This window comes from Providencia rettgeri (genome assembly GCF_041075285.1).
Taxonomy (GTDB): domain Bacteria; phylum Pseudomonadota; class Gammaproteobacteria; order Enterobacterales; family Enterobacteriaceae; genus Providencia; species Providencia rettgeri_G.
On the sequence record NZ_CP163512.1, the window covers coordinates 3240168 to 3261357 of the forward strand.

The window sequence follows — 21190 nt, forward strand, 5'->3', positions numbered from 1 at the left end:
TATATCTACAATTATTCGTGCTATCGATAGGCGGTAAAGAAAACGCTCCCAATGAGCATACATCAGTATGTGATTTGGGGAGTTTTATGCAGCCAACACCCCTACAGCGCAAGAGCAGGATGAATATGAATATGAATATTCAAAATTATTCGTGCTATAGGTAGGCGGCAAAGAAAACGCTCCCAATGAGCATACATTAGTATGTGATTTGGGGAGTTTTATGCAGCCAACACCCCTACAGCGCAAGAGCAGGATGAATATGAATATGAATATGAATATTCAAAATTATTCGTGCTGTAGGTAGGCGGCAAAGAAAACTCTCCCAATGAGCATACATCAGTATGTGATTTGGGGAGTTTTATGCAGCCAACACCCCTACAGCGCAAGAGCAGGATGAATATGAATATTCAAAATTATTCGTGCTGTAGGTAGGCGGCAAAGAAAACTTTCCCAATGAGCATACATTAGTATGTGATTTGGGGAGTTTTATGCAGCCAACACCCCAATAGCGCAAGAGCAGGATGAATATGAATATTCAAAATTATTCGTGCTGTCGATAGGCGGTAAAGAAAACGCTCCCAATGAGCATACATCAGCAGGTGATTTGGGGAGTTTTATGCAGCCAACACCCCGACAGCGCAAGAGCAGGATGAATATGAATATGAATATGAATATGAATATTCAAAATTATTCGTGCTGTAGGTAGGCGGCAAAGAAAACTCTCCCAATGAGCATACATTAGTATGTGATTTGGGGAGTTTTGTGCAGCCAACACCCCTACAGCGCGAAGAATGAAGAATATTGACGAATATCTCGCCAGCCATCTATACTAACACCACATATCAACAATTTGCGCATACCGCGCACCGTATATTTGTTTACTTAATATATTTTAATATTCGAGACTATGCCTTTAAAGAATTTTGAATTGAATAAATTCACCCTTTGAAAGGCTGGATAACTTATGCTCAACAGTTTACTGATCGTTCTTTTATTATGCGCAATTAGCGCATTTTTCTCTTTGTCAGAAATTTCACTGGCCGCTTCTCGTCGTATAAAACTCAAGTTAATGGCTGATGAAGGCAACATTAATGCAGCTCGAGTTCTAAAGTTACAAGAAATGCCGGGTATGTTTTTCACCGTGGTACAAATTGGCTTAAATGCCGTTGCTATTCTTGCGGGTATTGTTGGCGAATCGGCATTCTCCCCTGCTTTATATGACGTTTTCATTCAATTTTTATCCCCTGAATGGGCACAAAAAATCGCATTCGTTCTATCGTTTACCATCGTTACCAGCTTATTTATCTTAGTGGCGGACTTAACGCCAAAACGTATTGGTATGGTAAAACCTGAGGCTATTGCTATTCGCATTGTCAATCCAATGCGTTTTTGTTTAGTCGTACTCAGCCCTTTTGTTTGGTTCTTTAATGGCCTTGCTAATCTCATCTTTAAATTATTTAAATTACCCATTTCACGTAATGAAGATATCACTTCAGATGATATTTTTGCCGTGGTAGAAGCTGGGGCTGTTGCTGGGGTACTGCGTAAACAAGAACATGAATTAATTGAAAATGTGTTCGAATTAGAATCACGTACCGTTCCATCTGCAATGACGCCACGTGAAAGCATTATTTATTTTGATAAAAACGAATCCGAAGACAGCATTAAACACAAAATTTCCACTCAACCACATTCTAAGTTCCTTGTTTGTGAAGGGGATATTGACCATGTTATTGGTTACGTGGATTCAAAAGAACTCCTTAATCGCGTACTGAATGGGCAAAGCTTAAACTTAAATGATGGAGTTCATATCCGTAGCACACTAATGGTGCCAGATACACTCTCCTTATCGGATACATTAGACGCATTTAAAAATAACGGTGTTGATTTCGCGGTGATTCTCAATGAATACGCCTTAGTAATGGGCGTGATCACCATCAATGACGTCATGATCACCTTAATGGGGGATTTAGTCGGTTCAGGGCAAGAAGAACAAATCGTCGTACGTGATGAAAACTCGTGGCTGGTCGATGGTGGAACACCGATTGAAGATGTACAACGCATTTTAGATATCGATGAATTCCCCGATTTTAGCAATTATGAAACTATCGCTGGCTTTATGATGTACCGCTTGAGGAGAATGCCTAAACGTACAGATTATGTGAAATACGCTGGCTATAAGTTTGAAGTGGTGGATATTGATAACTACAAAATAGACCAATTACTTGTAACGCGGCTCACAACAGCACCTTCCCCCGTGATTGTGCAGCCAGGCAAAAGTACCATTGAAATGACTGATAGCAAACAACAGACAAAAGGTACTGACCATTAGCGTTTGCTAGGGGCTGTTTCTTTCAATGCGCCACCTTAAGTGGCGCGTTAGTCATCAATAATTAACCTTGATTAACCTACCCTAATTCTGCCTGTAGCAGTGAAATCTGTTTGTTGACTTCGCTCATCACACTGTAATGGCGTTTATCACTCACTTTTGGCGGTAAAATCTTCCCATAATTAAACTCAAATGCTCCAAAATCCTTTATATAGAGCCGACCACTGAAGAGTGTTTTAACATAAAGAGCAATTTTAAATGGGTTATAGCGGTTAAATACTTTCATTAGAACTTTTCCTCCCCGTTGTTCTTACGTACGGTACTTCGTAATGCATACCGTACATTAATCATAGACCAGAAATTTCTACTTTGGTTCTAAAATTGCAGTTTTATTCAATTTGCTGACATAACATGACAGTGTCAAATAACGGTTAAATCCCCTTCAAACTGTGCATTTATTCTGATTTTTAAGAAATTGTTAAATTTTCACTTGTAACTCATCCGATGAGCTATGCTATAAATACACGTAGAAAAAGATTTTCGGGCTCACATTCATATCACGATCCAAGGGGCTTTTATGTTTAAAAATATGTGTATTTCTCTTTGCTTACTCAGCTTATCCACTATTGCCACAGCCGCAAATATTCAACTAAACCAATCTGTTCCTGCTGTTTCAGTCACCGATAAAGGTGAATTAATTCTTAATAAAGAAAACAAACTCGATTATCAACCGTGGAAAAGCCAGCAGTTGGTAGGGAAAGTGCGCACTATCCAACATATTGCGGGACGCTCCTCGGCAAAAGAAATGAATGCACCACTGATTGAAGCCATCAAACACGCCAGATTCCCGCATGATACCTATCAAACCACCACTATCATTAATACCGATGATGCAATTTTTGGTACGGGCGTTTTTGTTAAAAATAGTGTTGAAGACAGTAAAAAAGAGTTTCCCTATTCTCAGTTTATTGTCGATAGCGATGGTGTAGTAAAAGCCGCATGGGGGTTAAAGCCTGAAAGCTCGGCAATCATCGTGTTAGATAATCAAGGGAAAGTGCTATTTTTCAAAGATGGTGAACTTAATGAACAAGAAATTGAAAAAGTCATTGGCTTACTGATTTCTTCTTTGAAGTAATCACATCATCAATCCCTTCATGTGAAGAATATTCAGTGAAGGGATCCGCTTATTTAGCCGTTTTCAAAAATAGTGAGTTATTCTAAAATACCCTTATTATAAATATGCATAATTATCTTCATTTTGCTAATAATCAAGCAGTGTAATTAAAGGTATTAAGGCATCACCACATTATTTTAACGCAAAAACCACCTGTCTCTGCGTGAGTAAACATAACATGTAAGTTATGTAACTCCGCAATTCGTTTCACAATAGACAGTCCCAAGCCACTTCCTGTTTTCTCTTGTCCTGGCGGTCGATAAAAACGCTCCCCTAAACGTTGTAAAACATCAGAAGTTACCCCCTCACCATTGTCTTCAATTTCAAGATGTCCGCTATACAATGTGATTTTCACTTCGCCTTTTTCTTTACCATAACGAATGGCATTGTGAAGTAAGTTACGTAGCAACACGCCAAGTAATAGCGCTTGCCCTTTAAATGGTTTTGGTTGTGAAATAATCGTTTGAATAATTGCTGTTCCATAGGTCATCGCTTGCGGTTCAATATCTTTCACTGCCGTATCAATCAAGTTTTCCCACGTCAGTTCACTGATATCTTCCAACTGTGCTGAAGACTCTAACCGCGATAACGTCAATAATTGATCGACAAGTCGTGTTGCCCTATCAATGCCTTCCGTTAAATTTTCGACGGCATGTTGACGGATTTCACGGTTATTGCCTGCAATTTGAACCACTTCCGCTTGCACTCTTAATGCCGCAAGAGGACTACGTAACTCATGAGCAGCATCGGAAGTAAACTGCCTTTCACGCATAAACATTTGGTTAATACGACCGAACAAGCCATTTACTGAATCGATAATAGGTCGAGCTTCACTGGGGATCCGTGCGACTTGTATGGGGGTTAACTCGTTGGGCTTTCGTCGATATAGTTGGTTTGCAACATCATTAAGAGGACGTAATGCACGAGTTAGTAACCATAAAAATACCAGCAACATCGCAGGTAATGCCACCAGCCATGGCATAAATTGAGCAACCATAATGTCCGTTGCCATCTCTTGGCGATATTCCCACTCCTGCCCAACGGCAATCACATACTGCCCATTCTGAGATTTTAGCCAGACAAACCGCCAAGGATCATCACTCCCCGCCATTAGACCATCAGTAAAGCCTTCTCGCGTGAATTCGAATCTAATATCACGACCATTATCACCGTCGTTAAGCACCATTTCCCCTTTTGAGGTAAACACCGCAAATGCCAGTGCATCATCATCTTGGTGACCACGGTTCTTACGCAATAATTTTTTTGTTTTTGTCAGTGAAGGCTTCGTTAATGCCAAATCTGAAGGTAATACCGATAATCGCTTAGCAAATGCCATTTGCTGCGTATCAAATAGCTCATTGATTGTTTTATAACTTTGATACCATGCCAATGAGCTGGCAATTCCCCACGTGAGCAGCGCAAGAAATAATAATGTTAAGGTAAGTTTTAACCGCAGACTAAAGGTTTTCATTGTTGATTATCACCTAGCCGATAACCTACACCGTGAATTGTTCGAATAAATTTATTTCCTAATTTACGCCTTAGGTGGTGAATATGTACCTCAATGGAGTTACTCGATACTTCCTCATCCCAATTATACAGTTTTTCTTCAATCAGCGAGCGTGATAATACTTTGTTGGGATTGTGCAAAAAAAGGGACAACAACGCCAATTCTTTACCCTTAAGCTGAATAGGCTCCCCTTGAAGGGTGACTGTCATCGCGATGGGATCCATTTCAACCTCACCATGGCTGAGCTTGGGGGTGAGTTGACCACTTCTACGGCGGATCAACGCTTGCAAACGCGCCATCACTTCCATCAGTGCAAAAGGTTTGCACAAATAGTCATCCGCGCCTTGTTGTAATCCTTGCACGCGTTGATCAAGCGCATCTCGCGCTGTGAGAATTAACACTGGCTCATCCCGTCCTTCAGTGCGCCAGTGCTTTAGAATATCCATACCATCAATATTGGGTAGGGATAGATCCAGCACTACCGCATCGTATGGTGCATCAAAGAGTGCTTGCTGCCCGTATTTACCGTCCATAAACCAATCCACCGTAAACCCGAGCTGTGTTAAACCGACTTTTAATCCGTCACCAATAAGCCTGTCATCTTCAATTAATAAAATACGCATACCTTCCCCCACATCGGAATATTATTATATTTATCCCATACTCGATAAGATGACTAGCTATTATTAACGAAATTAAAAATATAATGCATTAGGCGAGTTTCTTAAGATCCTGTTAAGATCTACCTGCTTTAATGTCCTCCATACGAACCCGTTAATGTTTTATTTGGAGATAACGATGATGAAAAAATTACCTTTAATAACTTTAGTTGCCGCCCTTGCCACTGCCCCTGTTTTTGCTGCTAATGGCGGTTTTGATGGCCCAGGCGCTGTGACCAACACCGCCACACAAAACACCCAAACAGGTGGTTTTATTGGTCCAAATAGCGGTGAAATGACCGTCGCAAAAGCACTTGATATGTCAGACGATAGCTGGGTTATCTTACGCGGTAATATTGTTAAGCAGCTTGATCATAAGCATTATGAGTTTACCGACGGTACTGGCACTATCAATCTTGAAATCAGCGAAAAACGTTGGAATGGAATTAATGTCACCCCTAAGGATAAAATCGAAATTCGCGGTAAAATTGATAAAGATTGGAATTCAAGAGAAGTTGAAGTTAAACAAATTCAGTTAATCAAATAATTGAGCCCACTTAAGGTCTGTTTATCTTTGATGGTCAGCTTTATTCGAATTAAAGCCATGTTAGGTAAGAGGAGAGGTTCGCCGCCTAGTGAACCTCTCAACGTAACATCAAATAATGTGAAACGTACTTTATTCGCCCCCGTAGGACAGCGTTTAGGGACAATATTTGATGCAAATCGTCGTTAGCCAACATGACGGATACATTTATTCCTTTTTTGGATTATTTTTTGACCTTTTTTAACGGTAAAAATCAACAGCCCTAGTATATTGCCAGCTTAGAGCCCTTAGCAAAAGCAGGCTTTCCTCTAAATCTTATTTCTTGCTATTTTTAACGGTGCTAAATTAGCCTTTAAATATCATTGTTTGCTAAGGCTGTACCATGACTGTTAACCAACCGAAACTGCGCAATATTCAAGAAAAACTCCTCTCAGATAATTGGTATATTTTAAAGAAATACACCTATGAGCTACAAAGGCGTGATGGCAGTTGGCAACGACAAGAACGGGAAGTGTATGACAGAGGAAACGGCGCCGTTATTTTGTTATACAACAAAACCAAAAATAGCATTATTCTCATTCGCCAATTTCGTATGCCAATGTATGTAAATGGCTACCCAAATTTTTTAATTGAAGCAGCCGCAGGCTTGCTCGAAAACGCCTCCCCAGAAGCACGTATTATTGCCGAAGCTGAAGAAGAAACTGGTTTTAAAGTCGATAAACTAGAAAAAGTGTTTGAAGCTTTTATGAGTCCAGGCTCGGTCACAGAAAAACTGCATTTTTATATCGCCGAGTATAGCGATAATAATCGTAGCAATGAAGGCGGCGGACTTGCAGAAGAAGGGGAAGATATTGAAGTGTTAGAGTGGCCTTTTCCCAAAGCGCTTGAAGCGATCAGAACAGGGGAGATTGTCGATGGTAAGACAATTATGTTAATACAGCACCTCGCCTTAAATTCAATTCTGAAAAGCTAATTATTTTATCGACTCACCGCAGTTTAAATAAATGGCTGTGAGTCTTTTCATATTTACCTCTATTTTAACAGTATCATTATTTATATATTTCATTCATTAAAAAAGGCATTTAATCCCCGTCAGTCAATAAACGACAATCAAAACAAGATTCAAATAAATGTTGTATTTCAATTAAATAAAAACATACCGTCTTTACTAGAAATAAAGTTACTTTCGCTTTGACCTGTTACTAAAAAAACCTTAGATTAAAAACATTATATATTTTCGCCATTTTAATATTGTCATTTTACGAACCCTATTTTTATCACTAATCAGTCTAAATTAATTTTCAAGTCATACCCTTTTCATTAAGGAGCTAAATAAGATGATACGTTGTGTTCGTATGTGGACAGGTGAAGATGGAAACTCCCTGTTTGAAGAAGGCACACTGGAACTGGATAGTGTCGCCCGTGGTGATGGCCAAACCCCAGCTATTTCAGTTAGCGAACTGACTTTTCGTGAAACTGAGTCAGGTAGCTCATGGGATTGGCACAAAGATCCCGTCCCTCGTTATGTGATCACCCTTTCAGGCACCTTAGAATTTGAAACTAAAGATGGTTCTAAATTTATTATTAATCCGGGTGATATTTTACTCGCACAGGATAATACTGGAACAGGTCACAAATGGCGACTGATCGGCGATGCCCCATGGCGACGCGCTTATGTTGTCTACCAAGAAGGCACGGAACTGTGTTTCACACCGACAAAAAAATAGAGGCTTTTTATGACTAAACCTATCGCAGAAAACGTTGATATTGCGCTGATCGGTGCAGGGATCATGAGTGCGACACTGGGCACTTTCTTAAAAGAACTTGAGCCATCGCTAAATATTGCCGTTTTTGAACGTTTGAATGATTGTGCACAAGAAAGCTCTCATCCATGGAATAATGCGGGAACCGGCCACGCAGCTAACTGTGAGATGAACTACACCCCGCCAAATCCTGATGGTACCGTTGATATCAGTAAAGCCCTTGAAGTCAATACCGAATTCGATTTATCTCGCCAATTATGGTCATACCTCGTTACCAAAGGGAAAATCAAAAACCCACGCGATTTTATCCACCCTTGCCCTCATATGAGCTTTGTTTGGGGTGCTGACAATGTGAAATTTTTGCAGCAACGCTTTAAACAGATGTCAGCCCACCACTGCTACCACAATATGGAATACAGTGAAGATCCAAAACAAATTAGTGATTGGGCCCCACTGTTGATGGAGGGTCGAGAAGATGACAAAAACCTTGCCGTTACACGTGTTGTAACAGGGGCAGACGTTGATTATGGCGCACTGACGCATTTATTAATGGCGCAGCTCAGTGAACAATCTGGTTTTACCCTTCACTATAAACATGAAGTCGTGGATGTCACACAAACCCCTGATGGCCGTTGGAATGTTGAGGTCAAAAATTTACTGACCCATGAAAAACAAGTTACATCGGCAAAATTTGTGTTTGTCGGTGCAGGTGGTCGTGCTATTGAGTTGCTACAAAAATCAGGGATCCCGGAAGGAAAAGGCTATGGAGGCTTCCCTGTTAGTGGTATTTGGCTACGCTGTGACGATGAAAACGTTGCCGCTCGCCACCACGCTAAAGTTTACGGAAAAGCCGATAAAGGCTCACCACCGATGTCTGTCCCTCACTTAGATACTCGCATCATTGGCGGAAAACGCTCTTTATTATTTGGACCGTATGCTGGTTTCTCAAGTAAGTTTCTAAAACATGGTTCTTACCTAGATCTGTTTGATTCCATCAGATTGAACAATATTGAACCGATGCTCGCTATCGCGAAAGATGATTGGTCTTTGGCTGAATATCTTGTGGGACAAGTTCTGCAAACTTCTGCACATCAATTCTCCATGTTGCAAAAATTCTACCCCGATGCGCAACGTGAGGATTGGAAAGAAGTGGTGGCAGGCCAACGGGTTCAGATCATTAAACCCGATCCGGTGAAAAAAGGTGTATTGGAGTTCGGTACTGAGCTTATTACTAGTGCAGATAAATCGTTCACCGTATTAATGGGGGCATCGCCGGGGGCATCTACCGCAGCTTTTATTGCCTTAAACGTGCTAAAAGAATGCTTTGCTAATCAACTTAAAGCTGATGGTTGGGAAGCGAAGTTAAAAGCGATTATTCCTACCTATGGTATTGATTTAAAACAGGATGCAAAAGCCTGTTTAGATATCCGAACGGCAACCGCTAAAGTACTGCAATTAGATAATTAACATTTGATAAGGTTGGGAAACCACTTCCCAACCTTTAACACCCGTTAGAATAAAATCACCCGAAAACCGGGGTTCAAAAATGAGCTTCTCGGTGTGTAATCTAAGGTTTTGCCATTCCAATCAACCACTTTTGCACCAGCACCAATCGCAATCGCATGGCCTGCCGCCGTGTCCCAAATATTTGTTGGCCCAAATCGAGGGTAAAGCTGTGCTTTTCCCTCCGCCACAAGGCAAAATTTCAGCGATGAACCAATTTCTACCGTTGTGTGCTCTCCCATTTGCGCCAAATAATCCATTAATTCGCTATCTTGATGGGAGCGGCTTATCACAATCACTGGAGGCTTGCCATCATACACATGAATTTGCTGCTTATGACCGCCTTCTTCTTTCCATGCTTGGTTTCCTTCAGCATAGTAAAGCAGCCCTTTTGCAGGTGCATACACAACGCCCATAACAGGCACACCCTTTTCAATCAACGCAATGTTTACCGTAAAATCCCCATTACGATTAATAAATTCTTTTGTGCCATCAAGGGGGTCAATAAGCCAATAACGCTGCCAATGTTGTCGGACTGACCACTCTGGGGGATCTTCTTCAGAAAGTTGAGGAATATCAGGCGCAATACGAGCTAAGCCAGCTGCAATAATCTGGTGAGCGGCAATGTCTGCCTCTGTGACAGGAGAATTGTCACTTTTATGATCAACCCGCAACGGCTCTTGCGCATTGTACGTTTCCATAATGGCATAACCCGCTTCTTGAGCAAGCTGACAAATTTGTTGTAGCATTTTATTCTCCTTACCCATAACTCTTTTACTGCCAGATTAGCAGCCTCAGTAGGCAAATACACGTCAAATTGATCAACACACTCTTTTTTGTCGACATTGTCACTCGCCCACACCACCCGATCACCATAATTTAAATTTAGATTAAATCAATTAAGCTAGCGTGCCGCAAAGAGAAAAAAGGTTGTCGATTGTATGAATTTGACTTTCGATACTTTATATAGCTTAATAAATTTCACTTAAGATATATTTGTCTCTCTTTAGTACAATGTGGTAGTGCATCTTTTCTCTTTACGTCGATCACGAAACGCTATGATCATCAATTACAACTCTAGGAATAAATATGGATACCCCTAGTTACCGCTTTTTTTTAAATTGCCATTTCTATTCGTTATTGTTTGGCTTCTAGCCGAATATGTTTCGTTTCATGCAATAATGCTTCCTGAACTACTCCAATATGTTCCAGTCCATTATCTAAATAATATCATCTATGGATTACGAATTTATTGGTTCTATCAAATTTTTTCCTTGCTGTTCTTTACCACTTTAATTTTTTATTACTTTCGGCTAAATCAAGTTAACATTAAAAATGTTATTGCTGTTGCTTGTATGGCAATTGCCTATTTCGTGATATTAAAAATCAGTGATTATGTCTCTACTCAACTCGTTAATTTCAATGTTGGTGAGGTTTCACGGTTTAATCGCCCGAACGTTCTTTACATTTTTGGTCGCGATATTCTAAAATACATCGTGAATATATTGATACTCATTTTAATATTCATACCAAGAGTGTTTTTATGTAAGAAACCCAAGATTGCTTTTCACGTAACTAAGAAAAATAACTCTTTGATATATAATTCTTTATACATCATAATCATGATGTTTTTCATTCTGACTAGTGCAGTCCTTATCGTATATAGTGCCTGCGTACTTACTAATGACCCTACGCTATTCCAAAATATTTTATTGTTGAGTTATCAACTGTCAGAATACTTATTTATCGGAGCCTTTGTTGCCATTATATTCTTATTCTTAACTGTCTATAGAACCGTTAAATTCCAAGACGAGTCCCTAAAATTAGGACGGTTAATGATATCTTGCCTTATCAATACCCTCATCTTTTGGGTGATCTTTTTCTTGGTCATCAGCCTAATTTATTTGACATCAACTATGTCACAAGACCTTGCTGACGAAGACAAAATCGTATTAATCGGTGGCCTGATTTTCTTCATTCCGATATCACAAATGATCAATCGACTGATGTTTAAAAAGAAATCAGAAAAAAATATCACGGAGAAAATGGAAAAGAGTGACTTAACCCAATAATCATTATTATAAATAATGGGCTTTGTGATGTTCTCTTGCTAAACAAGAAAGAATCATCAACAAAGCCCAGAATAGTATTATTCAGCGAGTTTATTCGATAATTGTTATAAGATTTCTAACAATTCAACTTCGAATACTAAAGTGCTGAACGGAGGAATAGATGCACCTGCACCACGCTCACCATAAGCTAAATTGTGCGGGATATACAGTTCCCATTTAGAGCCAACAGGCATCAGAGTCAGTGCTTCAATCCAACCTGGGATCACGCCACTTACAGGGAATTCTGCTGGCTGACCACGTTGAACAGAACTATCAAACACAGAACCATCAATTAAACGGCCAGTGTAGTGAACACGAACACGGTCTGAGCGAGATGGGATAGCCCCTTCACCTTGGTTGATCACCGAGAATTGCAAACCAGATTCAGTCGTTGAAACACCTTCACGCTTTTGGTTTTCATCAAGGAATTTTTGGCCTTCTTCAGCCAATGCGGCTTGGCGAGCAGCACGAACTTCGTCCGCGCGTTCATGAACTTCACGTAATGCTTTATGCAAGCTTTCAACAGGAACAGATGGCATATTGCCTTCTAATGCATCGACAAGGCCTGCTAAAATTGCGTTTGGTACTAAACCTTCTAAGCCAGACTCTAATAGTTGCTGACCCACTTGTAGACCAATACCGTAGCTTGCTTGAGCTTCTACCGAATCAAAATTTTGGTTTGCCATGAAAATACCCATATGGTTTTTGATAAAAACCAAGGATAGCAGTCCCCCTGCTATGGGTAAACCCAAACCATCAATCTAAATAATAAAACCCTGAGATTACATCTAAATTTATTCAGTGTTCTCTGAAAAATTGGATCACGCTCTAAATTACCCAAAAACAGTGTTAGTATGCGTATAAATACGCCCTAATTAATACATTGCCTCGTCAAGGAGGAGTGATGGTTAAGCTATCTAAATTCCATATCTATAGTATTGCCGTGTTAGCGCTAATTGTCGTGGTTGCCCTGTTTTGGCCAACAGGTGATGAGCCATTGAATAACACACCGCAAAATCAACCGATTGTCATTCCCCCTCCGACAACGCCCGATATCACAACGGCTCCTATTCAAACACCTTCGATTCAACAGCCTGAAGGCAATACGCCACAACTCCCAACAGAGCCTGAAATTGTGCCTGAACCCATAGAGCCTGAGCCAACAGAGCAACCTACAGTAACACCACCACAGGTGCAAGAACCGCAAACAATACGTCCCGCCGCCAATGAATGGCAAAATTATCGTGTTCAAAAAGGAAAAACGTTGGCACAACTGTTCCGAGACAACCATTTACAAGCAAACGATGCCTTTATCATGGCCCGTGTTGAAGGTGCTGAAAAACCGTTGAGCAATTTACGCCAAGGGCAAAAAATTCGCTTAAAAGCAAACAGTAAAGGTGAAGTTCAATTACTGGAAACAACAGCGTCTGATGGAAAAACTTACAGCTTTGCACGGCTAAGTGACGGTAGCTATTATCGGACCCCTTAGTTTTTAGGTGGCTGATTGAGTATCACGCCACCTTATTCTTTACTCAAAGAATACAGTTTGTGACTGTATCATCACTATTTGCCTTGTGCTCAGCAAAAAAATAGATTAAATATTATCTTTAACTACAAAAAAAGGTAATAACAACTTATTATGCTAAAAAATAAATGGGTTAAGGTATTTTTAGGGTGTCTATTTTTATTCATTGCGTCTTTAATCGGCTATATTTCTTGGGTGAAAATTAATGCAAACGCCTTATGGAATATAGTGAATGAACAATGCCTTTCACCACAAAAAACCGTTTTTGCATCCCCCTCATCTTGCCTCAAAGTTGATAAAGAAAAACATTATGTCTTATTCAAAGACAAGCAAGGCCCACGGCATAACCTCGTTATTCCTACCAGTACAATTGCGGGAATTGAGTCTCCCCAATTACTTGAGCCTTCATCACCAGACTATTTTGCTATCGCTTGGCAAGAAAGAGAGAGCTTATTGCCAAAAGCGGGAACACCGTTCCCTCATGATTTATTAGCAGTTGCAGTAAATTCGCCATACGGTCGCTCACAGAACCAACTGCATCTTCATATTGCTTGCTTAAAGCCTGAAGTGAGCCTGCAAATTAACCAAGTCTCCACACATATAACAACAGATTGGGCAACTTTACCAACTAAGCTCATCGGTCATCATTATTTAGCTAAAAAACTCCAAGATGAGCCTACCAAGCCAAAAAATGCATTTAATCAACTGAATGAATATGTCGAAAAACATCAGGATAAAATGAGTAATTTTGGTTTAGCGCTAATACAGCTTACAGACGGCTCAAAGGTGTTACTTGCCAACCGAGTCAATATTTGGGATTTAAACTTAGGCTCCGCAGGGGAATTACTTGATTATCAATGTGTAGCAGCTAATCAGTAAGCGATAATGGATAGGATATAACACGATAAAATAACGGATTTACTTAGAAAGCAAAAAACACCGGACTTAGCCGGTGTTTTTTGACTGGTATCGTCGATAAAACGACAACACCTACCATCATTATTGATTATTCAGCAACGATGATAACGTTCAGCTCTGCGAAAACATCGCTGTGTAACTGGAAGTGAACTTCGTGATCACCAGTAGTACGCAGAACGCCGTTTGGCAGGCGAACTTCGCTTTTCGCGATTTTAACACCAGCAGCAGTCACTGCATCAGCGATATCACGAGTACCGATTGAACCGAACAGTTTACCTTCGTCACCAGCTTTAGAAGCCAGAGTAACAGAACCCAGTGCAGTAACAGCTGCTGCACGAGCCTGTGCTGCTGCCAGAACGTCAGCTAATTTAGCTTCCAATTCCGCGCGGCGTGCTTCGAAGAATTCGATGTTTTTCTTAGTTGCAGGAACAGCTTTACCCTGTGGTACTAAGAAGTTACGAGCATAGCCCGATTTAACGTTAACCTGATCACCCAGGCTACCTAGGTTAGCTACTTTATCAAGCAGAATAACTTGCATTACCTTATCCTCTTAAGTCGTTAATGGACTGTACCAATTACTGATGACGATCAGTATATGGTAACAGAGACAGGTAGCGAGCGCGCTTGATAGCACGAGCGAGCTGACGCTGATATTTTGCACGAGTACCGGTGATACGGCTTGGTACAATTTTACCACTTTCAGTGATATAGTTTTTCAGCGTTGCGATATCTTTATAGTCGATCTCTTGAACGCCTTCCGCTGTGAAACGGCAGAACTTGCGACGACGGAAATAACGTGCCATATGGCTAGTCTCCAGAATCTATCAAATCAATCTGCTCGGCATGGAGGACTATCTTGCTGATCCCATTGCGCCCTTGATGAGTGCTAATGAAACCGCTAACTGTAATCCAACTGCCGACCGTTATACTGTGAGTACGGGCTTGTAAGGTTTGTCCGCTAGCGATAATGGGCATTCTGCACCATGCTTGCCTTGACAGTCCTGCTTCCTGTTGTTGTGAACGATGTTCTAAAACAAACTGGCAGTGAGGAATGCCTGACGGACTCACTTTTCGAATCAATGCTTTGCAGACCATGCCTGTTAGCACCAAACGATTAGTGGACACCTGCGCAATTACTCTTCAGAATCCCCAGTTTCTTCTACTTCTTCATCCTGATATTCATCAGAAAGGTCACGGCTACGACGTTCGTCTTTAGCTTTAACCATTGGAGAAGCTTCTGTTACTGCGTGTTTTAAGCGCATAACCATGCTGCGGATAACGGCATCGTTGAAGCGGAAGTTAGTTTCCAGCTCATCAATCGCTTCCTGTGGAGCTTCTACGTTCATAAGAACATAGTGAGCTTTGTGCAGTTTGTTGATTGGGTAAGCCAGTTGACGGCGGCCCCAGTCTTCCAGACGGTGAATCTGACCTTGTGCGTTAGTGATGACAGCACTGTAACGCTCGATCATGCCCGGAACCTGTTCGCTTTGGTCAGGATGGACCATAAAAACGATTTCGTAATGACGCATTAGTAGTTGCTCCTTACGGATTATTAGCCTCCTGTCTGGGTTAACCGCGGCCCGCGGAGGCAAGGAACTTGTTGAGTGCGGCTAAAAAATTGACGCGTAACTATACCCATCCCTGAGATAAAACTCAAGAGATGGATGCCTTTTTACACAAATATTATTTTTCACCGGAAACTGGCAAGCGCTGGCGCACAGCTTCAAATAAGCAAACCCCCGTCGCTACTGACACATTCAGTGAAGACACTGAACCCGCCATTGGAATGCTGATTAATTCGTCGCAATGCTCGCGGGTTAAACGGCGCATACCTTCCCCTTCTGCGCCCATCACTAATGCAATCGAGCCAGTCAGTTTGCTTTGGTATAAATTATGATCAGCTTCACCTGCCGTGCCCACAATCCATACATTATATTCTTGTAGTAAGCGCAATGTTCTGGCCAGATTGGTCACACGAATTAATGGCACATTTTCAGCGGCACCACACGCCACTTTTTTCGCGGTCGCATTTAATTGTGCCGATTTATCTTTTGGTACAATCACTGCGTGAACACCTGCGGCATCTGCGCTGCGCAAGCAAGCACCTAAATTATGTGGATCAGTCACACCATCCAATACCAATAAGAATGGTGATGGTGTGCTTTCTAATAAATCGGGCAAATCACCTTCTTGGTATTGCTTACCCGGCAACACTTTCGCAATGATCCCTTGGTGAACTGCGCCTTCAGTTTGGCTATCCATCCATTGACGATTTGCAACTTGGACGACAACACCTAATGCTTCTATTTCATGCACGATCGGCATCAATCGGCGATCTTCACGACCTTTTAGGATATACACTTCTTTAATACGTTGCGGAGAACGCTCAAGTAAGGCTTTCACTGCGTGAATGCCGTAAATAATTTCGCTCATAACAGTCTTATGTTTAATCAAAAATGAGAAAAGTGGCGTTCTTACGCCACTTTCGTTAATTAACAATGCACTACGCTAACAAAAAATTATCCCTCTTGTTTTGAGGATTTCTTCGCAACGCGTTTAGCTTTTAATTTTGCGGTAATTTTCTTGGTTTTATCGGAAGGTTTTTTCCCCTTTCCTTTCCCTTTTGTATCCGATTTTGCTTCGCTTTTTTTCCCTTTTTTATCGGAACGGCGAAATGCAGAATCAGGCTCGAAGTTTTTATCTTTACGAGCATCCGCTTTTCGACGAGCTGGACGCGTTGCATTTTTGACTTCTTGCTTCATTTTGTCCCGTGCAGTTTTACCCGGGTTCTTCGCTTTACGGGTCGTTGAAATTAAGGCGAAATCAATAGTACGCTCGTCCATATGCACCGCTTCAACCCGAATTTCCACTTCATCACCAAGGCGATACGTGGTTCCTGATGATTCACCAATTAAGCGCTGACCAACGGCATCATAACGGTAGTAATCGTTATCAAGGGTAGAAACATGCACTAAACCGTCAATAAACAGATCGTTAAGACGAACAAAGAAACCAAAACCGGTCACACTCGTAATGAGACCTGTGAATACTTGCCCCACTTGGTCTTGCATAAAATCGCATTTCAACCAGTCAGCTACATCGCGCGTTGCTTCATCAGCCCGGCGTTCAGTCATCGAACAGTGCTCACCGAGTTGCAACATGCTATCCATGTCAGCGTGCCAGCCGCCCGTTTCCGTCCAACGCTTATCTGAATGGCCATGTTCTTTTGCCAACAGATATTTAATACCGCGGTGTAGTGTTAAGTCGGGATAACGGCGGATTGGCGATGTAAAGTGGGCGTATGACTTAAGCCCTAAACCAAAGTGACCGCGATTTTCAGGATCATAAATCGCTTGTTTCATCGAACGCAGGATCATGGTTTGCAATAGCTCATGATCAGGTCGGTCAGCCACCTCATTCATCACCTGTGCATAATCTTTTGGTTCTGGCTTCATACCACCCGGTAATGTCAGACCTAATTCGCTGAATACTGAGCGTAAGTTCATTACACTTTCTTCTTTTGGACGATCATGCACACGATACAATGCAGGCTCTTCGTTTTTCTCAACAAATCTTGCTGCCGCAATGTTAGCTAAAATCATGCATTCTTCAATTAATTTGTGCGCATCATTGCGCTCAACGGGCTCAATACTTTCAATACGGCGCTCTGCATTGAAGATAAATTTCGCTTCTTCGGACTCAAATGAAATTGCACCGCGCTCAATACGTGCGGCATCTAACGCTTTATATAACTGATGTAAGTGCTCAATGTGCGGAACCAGAGTTTTATAGTGTTCACGCAATTCTTCATCTCCTTCCAAGATTTTCCATACTTTTGTATAGGTCAATCTTGCATGGGAGTTCATTACTGCTTCATAAAATTTGTATGAGGAGAGCTTCCCTGAAGCCGATACCGTCATTTCACACACCATACACAGGCGATCTACGCCTGGATTAAGTGAGCAAAGACCATTAGACAGCACTTCAGGCAGCATCGGTACCACTTGGGATGGAAAATAGACCGAGTTACCGCGGCTACGCGCCTCTGTATCTAGCGCAGTTTGCGGGCGAACATAGTAACTCACATCCGCAATGGCAACCCATAAACGCCAACCGCCACCTTTTTTAGGCGCACAATAAACGGCATCATCGAAATCGCGCGCATCTTCACCATCGATGGTCACTAACGGTAAATCACGTAAATCTACCCGGCCTTTTTTCGCAGACTCAGGCACATGTTCGCTCAAATCAGCAACTTGTTTTTCAACTTGTGGCGGCCACGAATGCGGAATTTCATGGGTACGTAAGGCGATTTCAACCGCCATCCCCGTTCCCATGGTTTCCCCTAATACTTCAATAATATTCCCGACCGCTTGAGAACGGCGTTGTGGGCGAGTCACTAATTCAACGACCACGACATTCCCCATACGAGCACCGCAAATACGGTCTTTCGGGATCAAAATATCAAAACTAAGACGACTATCATCAGGCACGACAAACCCCATGCCAGATTCAATAAAATAGCGCCCCACAATTTGGTTGTTTCTAGGCTCTAATACTCGAACCACGCGAACTTCAGTGCGTCCTTTACGGTCTTGCCCATAGGGTTGTGCTAAAATCACATCACCATGCATTGTGCGTTTCATCTCATCTTGAGATAAATAATAATCTTCTTTTTTACCATCAACACGCAAGAAACCGTAACCATCGCGATGGCCAATCACTTTCCCTTTTAATAAATCCAAACGCTCTGGCAATGCATAACATTGGCGACGTGTAAACACGAGTTGACCATCACGTTCCATTGCCCTTAATCGACGGCGTAACGCTTCTAATTCATCTTCCGTAGAAAGATTAAGTAACTGGGCAATTTCTTCGCGATTAGCTGGCGCGGTACGCTTCGAGATTAAATCAAGAATATATTCTCGGCTTGGAATTGGGGATTCGTATTTTTCTGCTTCTCTTTCCTGAAAAGGATCTTGTGACATCGTTACCTCCGTTGTCATCAGAATTCATAATCACTGCCTGTATTAATCAAGCAGTAATTGATAGAGCGGGCTGTTATCTTTCACCATGTCCGCCAGCGTATATTGATCAAGTTCTTGTAAAAACTGCTGTATTGCTTGGTGTAGCACACCTTTTAAACGACACGCAGGTGTTATGTGGCAAAACTCACCACTACAATTAACAAGGGTCAGGGGCTCTAATGCTCTTACAACATCCCCGATACGAATTGATTCTGCTGGTTGCCCTAATGTAATCCCGCCATTTTTGCCACGAGTGGCTCTTATATAACCTAAGTGACTGAGTTGATTGATAATTTTAACCATATGGTTACGCGAAACGCCATAAACGTCCGTCACCTCTGTAATACTGGTCATCTTCCCTTCCCCCAGAGAAGCCAGATAAATAAGCGCTCGTAACCCATAATCGGTAAAACTCGTCAGTTGCACAATCACCTCAAAATTTTTGGCTTTTACTCACACGACCCAAAATGGGTTGTTCGAAAATTGTCTCATCTATTTTAAAATGCAGATAACCTAATTTGCACCTAAATAGCGTTAGGTTATGCACAGAATATAGCATGCAATTGAATTATGTGTTCATAAATACAGTTTAGCGTATTACGTATCGCAAATATGCATCTAATTACACAGAATCTGCACACAACAGTAACTTAGTTCAATCATTATGAAGAATGTTGACGGTTTATCAAGGAAGTGACATCGTGAAGGGAGGTAAAGCTGTCAATAAAACTGCGCCTGTATCAGACGCAGTCTTTGTGATTACTCAACGTCGAACGGGTCACGCAAGATCATTGTTTCTGCGCGATCTGGACCGGTTGAAATAATATCAACGGGAATACCGGTTAACTCTTCAACGCGTTTGATGTAGTTCAGCGCTGCTTGTGGCAGTAATTCTCTTTGCTTCACACCAAAAGTGGTTTCTTTCCAACCTGGCATTGATTCGTAAACTGGCTCTAAACCATCCCATTCATCCGCAGCTAAAGGTGTTGTTTCCAGCACTTTGCCATCTGGACGACGGTAACCCACACAGATTTTCACTTCTTCTAAACCGTCTAAAACATCCAGTTTAGTCATGCAGAAACCTGACAGTGAGTTGATTTGTACAGCACGGTTAATTGCAACAATATCTAACCAACCAGTACGACGTTTACGACCCGTCGTTGCACCAAACTCTTGACCTTTCTCACGCAGGAATTCACCTGTTTCGTCGAAAAGTTCAGTTGGGAATGGACCTGCACCCACACGTGTTGAGTAAGCTTTGATAATACCCAGTACGTAGTTAACATAACGTGGACCTAAACCGGAACCTGTTGCAACGCCACCCGCAGTGGTGTTTGAAGAGGTTACATACGGATATGTACCGTGGTCAATGTCCAGTAATGTGCCTTGTGCACCTTCGAACATCACAAACTCGTTGTTCTGGCTTGCTTTATACAGCAGATCAGAAACATCGATTACCATGCCTGTCAGGATATCGGCAATCGCCATAATATCATCCAGTGTTTTTTGGTAATCAACAGCAGGTTCTTTATAATAATGAACAAGTTGGAAGTTGTGGTATTCGACGATTTCTTTTAATTTTTCTGCAAAAGTTGCTTTATCGAATAAATCCCCAACACGCAGGCCACGACGAGCAACTTTATCTTCGTAAGCAGGACCAATACCACGACCTGTAGTTCCAATTGCTTTGGAACCACGTGCTTTTTCACGCGCATTATCTAATGCGATGTGATAAGGCAGGATCAGTGGGCATGCTTCTGAAAGACGTAAACGTTCGCGAACAGGAACACCGCGGTCTTCCAATTCTTTCATCTCTTTCATTAATGCGTCAGGCGCAAGAACAACACCATTAGCAATGATGCTGATGACATTTTCACGAAGAATACCGGATGGAATTAAGTGGAGAACGGTTTTTTCACCGTTTACAACAAGCGTATGGCCAGCATTATGGCCGCCCTGATAGCGAACTACATATTTAGCGCGCTCTGTCAGCAAGTCGACGATCTTGCCCTTCCCTTCGTCACCCCATTGGGTGCCCAGTACGACAACGTTCTTACCCATTTCGAAATACACTCGGTTGCTTAAAAATGAATTCTACCATCAAAAATGAACTGTTCCAGTGATATT

Annotated in this window: 22 protein-coding genes; 9 read left to right on the forward strand and 13 right to left on the reverse strand. The window is 41.7% G+C overall.

From position 1 onward, the window contains the following. Positions 1-964: 964 nt before the first annotated feature. A complete protein-coding gene (locus tag AB6N04_RS14765; protein WP_369309038.1) occupies positions 965-2332 on the forward strand; it encodes a hemolysin family protein in 1368 nt (455 codons plus the stop codon). 76 nt (positions 2333-2408) lie between these two features. Here AB6N04_RS14765 and AB6N04_RS14770 read toward each other — a convergent pair whose 3' ends face one another. Next, the gene (locus AB6N04_RS14770) at positions 2409-2615 is read right to left on the reverse strand and encodes a DUF1107 domain-containing protein (RefSeq protein WP_369309039.1); all 207 of its coding nucleotides are present in this window, start codon (positions 2613-2615) and stop codon (positions 2409-2411) included. Positions 2616-2906: 291 nt separating this feature from the next. On the opposite strand from AB6N04_RS14770, the gene AB6N04_RS14775 reads away from it, so the two are divergent. Next, the gene (locus AB6N04_RS14775) at positions 2907-3464 is read left to right on the forward strand and encodes a YtfJ family protein (protein ID WP_369309040.1); all 558 of its coding nucleotides are present in this window, start codon (positions 2907-2909) and stop codon (positions 3462-3464) included. Positions 3465-3627: 163 nt separating this feature from the next. Here the strand turns inward: AB6N04_RS14775 and qseC are convergent, their stop codons facing one another. Further along, entirely contained in the window at positions 3628-4974 is a 1347-nt protein-coding gene (gene qseC, locus AB6N04_RS14780; RefSeq protein ID WP_369309041.1) for a quorum sensing histidine kinase QseC, read from the reverse strand. Continuing rightward, positions 4971-5636, reverse strand: coding sequence for a quorum sensing response regulator transcription factor QseB (gene qseB / locus AB6N04_RS14785; protein ID WP_369309042.1), 666 nt, complete (start codon positions 5634-5636; stop codon positions 4971-4973). The genes qseC and qseB overlap by 4 nt, the downstream gene beginning before the upstream one ends. Before the next feature lie 178 nt (positions 5637-5814). Between qseB and AB6N04_RS14790 the strand changes: the two genes are divergently transcribed. From AB6N04_RS14790 to mqo, 4 genes are all read left to right on the forward strand, one after another. Further along, positions 5815-6219 (forward strand): YgiW/YdeI family stress tolerance OB fold protein, encoded by a 405-nt coding sequence (locus AB6N04_RS14790; protein ID WP_369312136.1) that lies wholly within the window; start codon positions 5815-5817, stop codon positions 6217-6219. Between the two features lie 379 nt (positions 6220-6598). After that, positions 6599-7189, forward strand: coding sequence for a GDP-mannose pyrophosphatase NudK (nudK, locus tag AB6N04_RS14795; protein WP_369309043.1), 591 nt, complete (start codon positions 6599-6601; stop codon positions 7187-7189). Positions 7190-7553: 364 nt separating this feature from the next. After that, positions 7554-7943 carry a hypothetical protein gene (locus tag AB6N04_RS14800; protein WP_369309044.1) on the forward strand — a complete coding sequence of 130 codons (390 nt, stop codon included), beginning with the start codon at positions 7554-7556 and terminating at the stop codon, positions 7941-7943. A 9-nt stretch (positions 7944-7952) separates the two neighbouring features. Further along, positions 7953-9446, forward strand: coding sequence for a malate dehydrogenase (quinone) (gene mqo / locus AB6N04_RS14805; protein WP_369309045.1), 1494 nt, complete (start codon positions 7953-7955; stop codon positions 9444-9446). 44 nt (positions 9447-9490) lie between these two features. On the opposite strand, the gene cysQ is transcribed toward mqo, so the two are convergent. Next, the gene (cysQ, locus tag AB6N04_RS14810; protein WP_369309046.1) at positions 9491-10231 is read right to left on the reverse strand and encodes a 3'(2'),5'-bisphosphate nucleotidase CysQ; all 741 of its coding nucleotides are present in this window, start codon (positions 10229-10231) and stop codon (positions 9491-9493) included. Between the two features lie 1167 nt (positions 10232-11398). Between cysQ and AB6N04_RS14815 the strand changes: the two genes are divergently transcribed. Beyond that, positions 11399-11554: a hypothetical protein gene (locus AB6N04_RS14815; RefSeq protein ID WP_369309047.1), complete on the forward strand. Its 156-nt coding sequence runs from the start codon at positions 11399-11401 to the stop codon at positions 11552-11554. A gap of 104 nt (positions 11555-11658) precedes the next feature. Here the strand turns inward: AB6N04_RS14815 and AB6N04_RS14820 are convergent, their stop codons facing one another. Beyond that, on the reverse strand, positions 11659-12279 hold the full coding sequence (locus AB6N04_RS14820; protein WP_369309048.1) for a peptidylprolyl isomerase: 621 nt from the start codon (positions 12277-12279) through the stop codon (positions 11659-11661). A gap of 218 nt (positions 12280-12497) precedes the next feature. Between AB6N04_RS14820 and AB6N04_RS14825 the strand changes: the two genes are divergently transcribed. Further along, positions 12498-13082 (forward strand): LysM-like peptidoglycan-binding domain-containing protein, encoded by a 585-nt coding sequence (locus tag AB6N04_RS14825; RefSeq protein WP_369309049.1) that lies wholly within the window; start codon positions 12498-12500, stop codon positions 13080-13082. A gap of 150 nt (positions 13083-13232) precedes the next feature. Further along, positions 13233-13997 (forward strand): CDP-diacylglycerol diphosphatase, encoded by a 765-nt coding sequence (locus AB6N04_RS14830; protein WP_369309050.1) that lies wholly within the window; start codon positions 13233-13235, stop codon positions 13995-13997. Between the two features lie 127 nt (positions 13998-14124). On the opposite strand, the gene rplI is transcribed toward AB6N04_RS14830, so the two are convergent. From rplI to AB6N04_RS14870, 8 genes are all read right to left on the reverse strand, one after another. Further along, complete coding sequence (gene rplI, locus AB6N04_RS14835; protein ID WP_206083173.1) at positions 14125-14574, reverse strand: 50S ribosomal protein L9; 450 nt, start codon at positions 14572-14574, stop codon at positions 14125-14127. 37 nt (positions 14575-14611) lie between these two features. Then, positions 14612-14839, reverse strand: a complete 228-nt coding sequence (gene rpsR, locus AB6N04_RS14840) for a 30S ribosomal protein S18 (RefSeq protein WP_000135199.1) — start codon at positions 14837-14839, stop codon at positions 14612-14614. Between the two features lie 4 nt (positions 14840-14843). Further along, positions 14844-15161, reverse strand: a complete 318-nt coding sequence (gene priB / locus AB6N04_RS14845) for a primosomal replication protein N (protein WP_369309051.1) — start codon at positions 15159-15161, stop codon at positions 14844-14846. A gap of 8 nt (positions 15162-15169) precedes the next feature. Next, positions 15170-15565, reverse strand: coding sequence for a 30S ribosomal protein S6 (gene rpsF, locus AB6N04_RS14850; RefSeq protein WP_369312138.1), 396 nt, complete (start codon positions 15563-15565; stop codon positions 15170-15172). Positions 15566-15719: 154 nt separating this feature from the next. Then, positions 15720-16469 (reverse strand): 23S rRNA (guanosine(2251)-2'-O)-methyltransferase RlmB, encoded by a 750-nt coding sequence (gene rlmB, locus AB6N04_RS14855; protein ID WP_206083169.1) that lies wholly within the window; start codon positions 16467-16469, stop codon positions 15720-15722. An 86-nt stretch (positions 16470-16555) separates the two neighbouring features. Then, positions 16556-19024 (reverse strand): ribonuclease R, encoded by a 2469-nt coding sequence (gene rnr / locus AB6N04_RS14860; RefSeq protein ID WP_369309052.1) that lies wholly within the window; start codon positions 19022-19024, stop codon positions 16556-16558. A 42-nt stretch (positions 19025-19066) separates the two neighbouring features. After that, positions 19067-19489, reverse strand: a complete 423-nt coding sequence (gene nsrR / locus AB6N04_RS14865; protein WP_369309053.1) for a nitric oxide-sensing transcriptional repressor NsrR — start codon at positions 19487-19489, stop codon at positions 19067-19069. Positions 19490-19822: 333 nt separating this feature from the next. Next, positions 19823-21124, reverse strand: coding sequence for an adenylosuccinate synthase (locus tag AB6N04_RS14870; RefSeq protein ID WP_369309054.1), 1302 nt, complete (start codon positions 21122-21124; stop codon positions 19823-19825). Positions 21125-21190 lie beyond the last annotated feature (66 nt).

Coding starts and splice junctions, on each gene's coding strand:
- AB6N04_RS14790 (WP_369312136.1), top strand. CDS start 5,815: ATGAAAAAATTACCTTTAATAACTTTAGTTGCCGCCCTTGCCACTGCC.
- AB6N04_RS14775 (WP_369309040.1), top strand. CDS start 2,907: ATGTTTAAAAATATGTGTATTTCTCTTTGCTTACTCAGCTTATCCACT.
- cysQ (WP_369309046.1), bottom strand. CDS start 10,231: ATGCTACAACAAATTTGTCAGCTTGCTCAAGAAGCGGGTTATGCCATT.
- AB6N04_RS14820 (WP_369309048.1), bottom strand. CDS start 12,279: ATGGCAAACCAAAATTTTGATTCGGTAGAAGCTCAAGCAAGCTACGGT.
- AB6N04_RS14765 (WP_369309038.1), top strand. CDS start 965: ATGCTCAACAGTTTACTGATCGTTCTTTTATTATGCGCAATTAGCGCA.
- rpsR (WP_000135199.1), bottom strand. CDS start 14,839: ATGGCACGTTATTTCCGTCGTCGCAAGTTCTGCCGTTTCACAGCGGAA.
- AB6N04_RS14770 (WP_369309039.1), bottom strand. CDS start 2,615: ATGAAAGTATTTAACCGCTATAACCCATTTAAAATTGCTCTTTATGTT.
- nudK (WP_369309043.1), top strand. CDS start 6,599: ATGACTGTTAACCAACCGAAACTGCGCAATATTCAAGAAAAACTCCTC.
- rnr (WP_369309052.1), bottom strand. CDS start 19,024: ATGTCACAAGATCCTTTTCAGGAAAGAGAAGCAGAAAAATACGAATCC.
- rlmB (WP_206083169.1), bottom strand. CDS start 16,469: ATGAGCGAAATTATTTACGGCATTCACGCAGTGAAAGCCTTACTTGAG.
- rpsF (WP_369312138.1), bottom strand. CDS start 15,565: ATGCGTCATTACGAAATCGTTTTTATGGTCCATCCTGACCAAAGCGAA.
- qseB (WP_369309042.1), bottom strand. CDS start 5,636: ATGCGTATTTTATTAATTGAAGATGACAGGCTTATTGGTGACGGATTA.
- AB6N04_RS14830 (WP_369309050.1), top strand. CDS start 13,233: ATGCTAAAAAATAAATGGGTTAAGGTATTTTTAGGGTGTCTATTTTTA.
- AB6N04_RS14825 (WP_369309049.1), top strand. CDS start 12,498: ATGGTTAAGCTATCTAAATTCCATATCTATAGTATTGCCGTGTTAGCG.
- AB6N04_RS14815 (WP_369309047.1), top strand. CDS start 11,399: ATGTCACAAGACCTTGCTGACGAAGACAAAATCGTATTAATCGGTGGC.
- AB6N04_RS14800 (WP_369309044.1), top strand. CDS start 7,554: ATGATACGTTGTGTTCGTATGTGGACAGGTGAAGATGGAAACTCCCTG.
- rplI (WP_206083173.1), bottom strand. CDS start 14,574: ATGCAAGTTATTCTGCTTGATAAAGTAGCTAACCTAGGTAGCCTGGGT.
- mqo (WP_369309045.1), top strand. CDS start 7,953: ATGACTAAACCTATCGCAGAAAACGTTGATATTGCGCTGATCGGTGCA.
- qseC (WP_369309041.1), bottom strand. CDS start 4,974: ATGAAAACCTTTAGTCTGCGGTTAAAACTTACCTTAACATTATTATTT.
- AB6N04_RS14870 (WP_369309054.1), bottom strand. CDS start 21,124: ATGGGTAAGAACGTTGTCGTACTGGGCACCCAATGGGGTGACGAAGGG.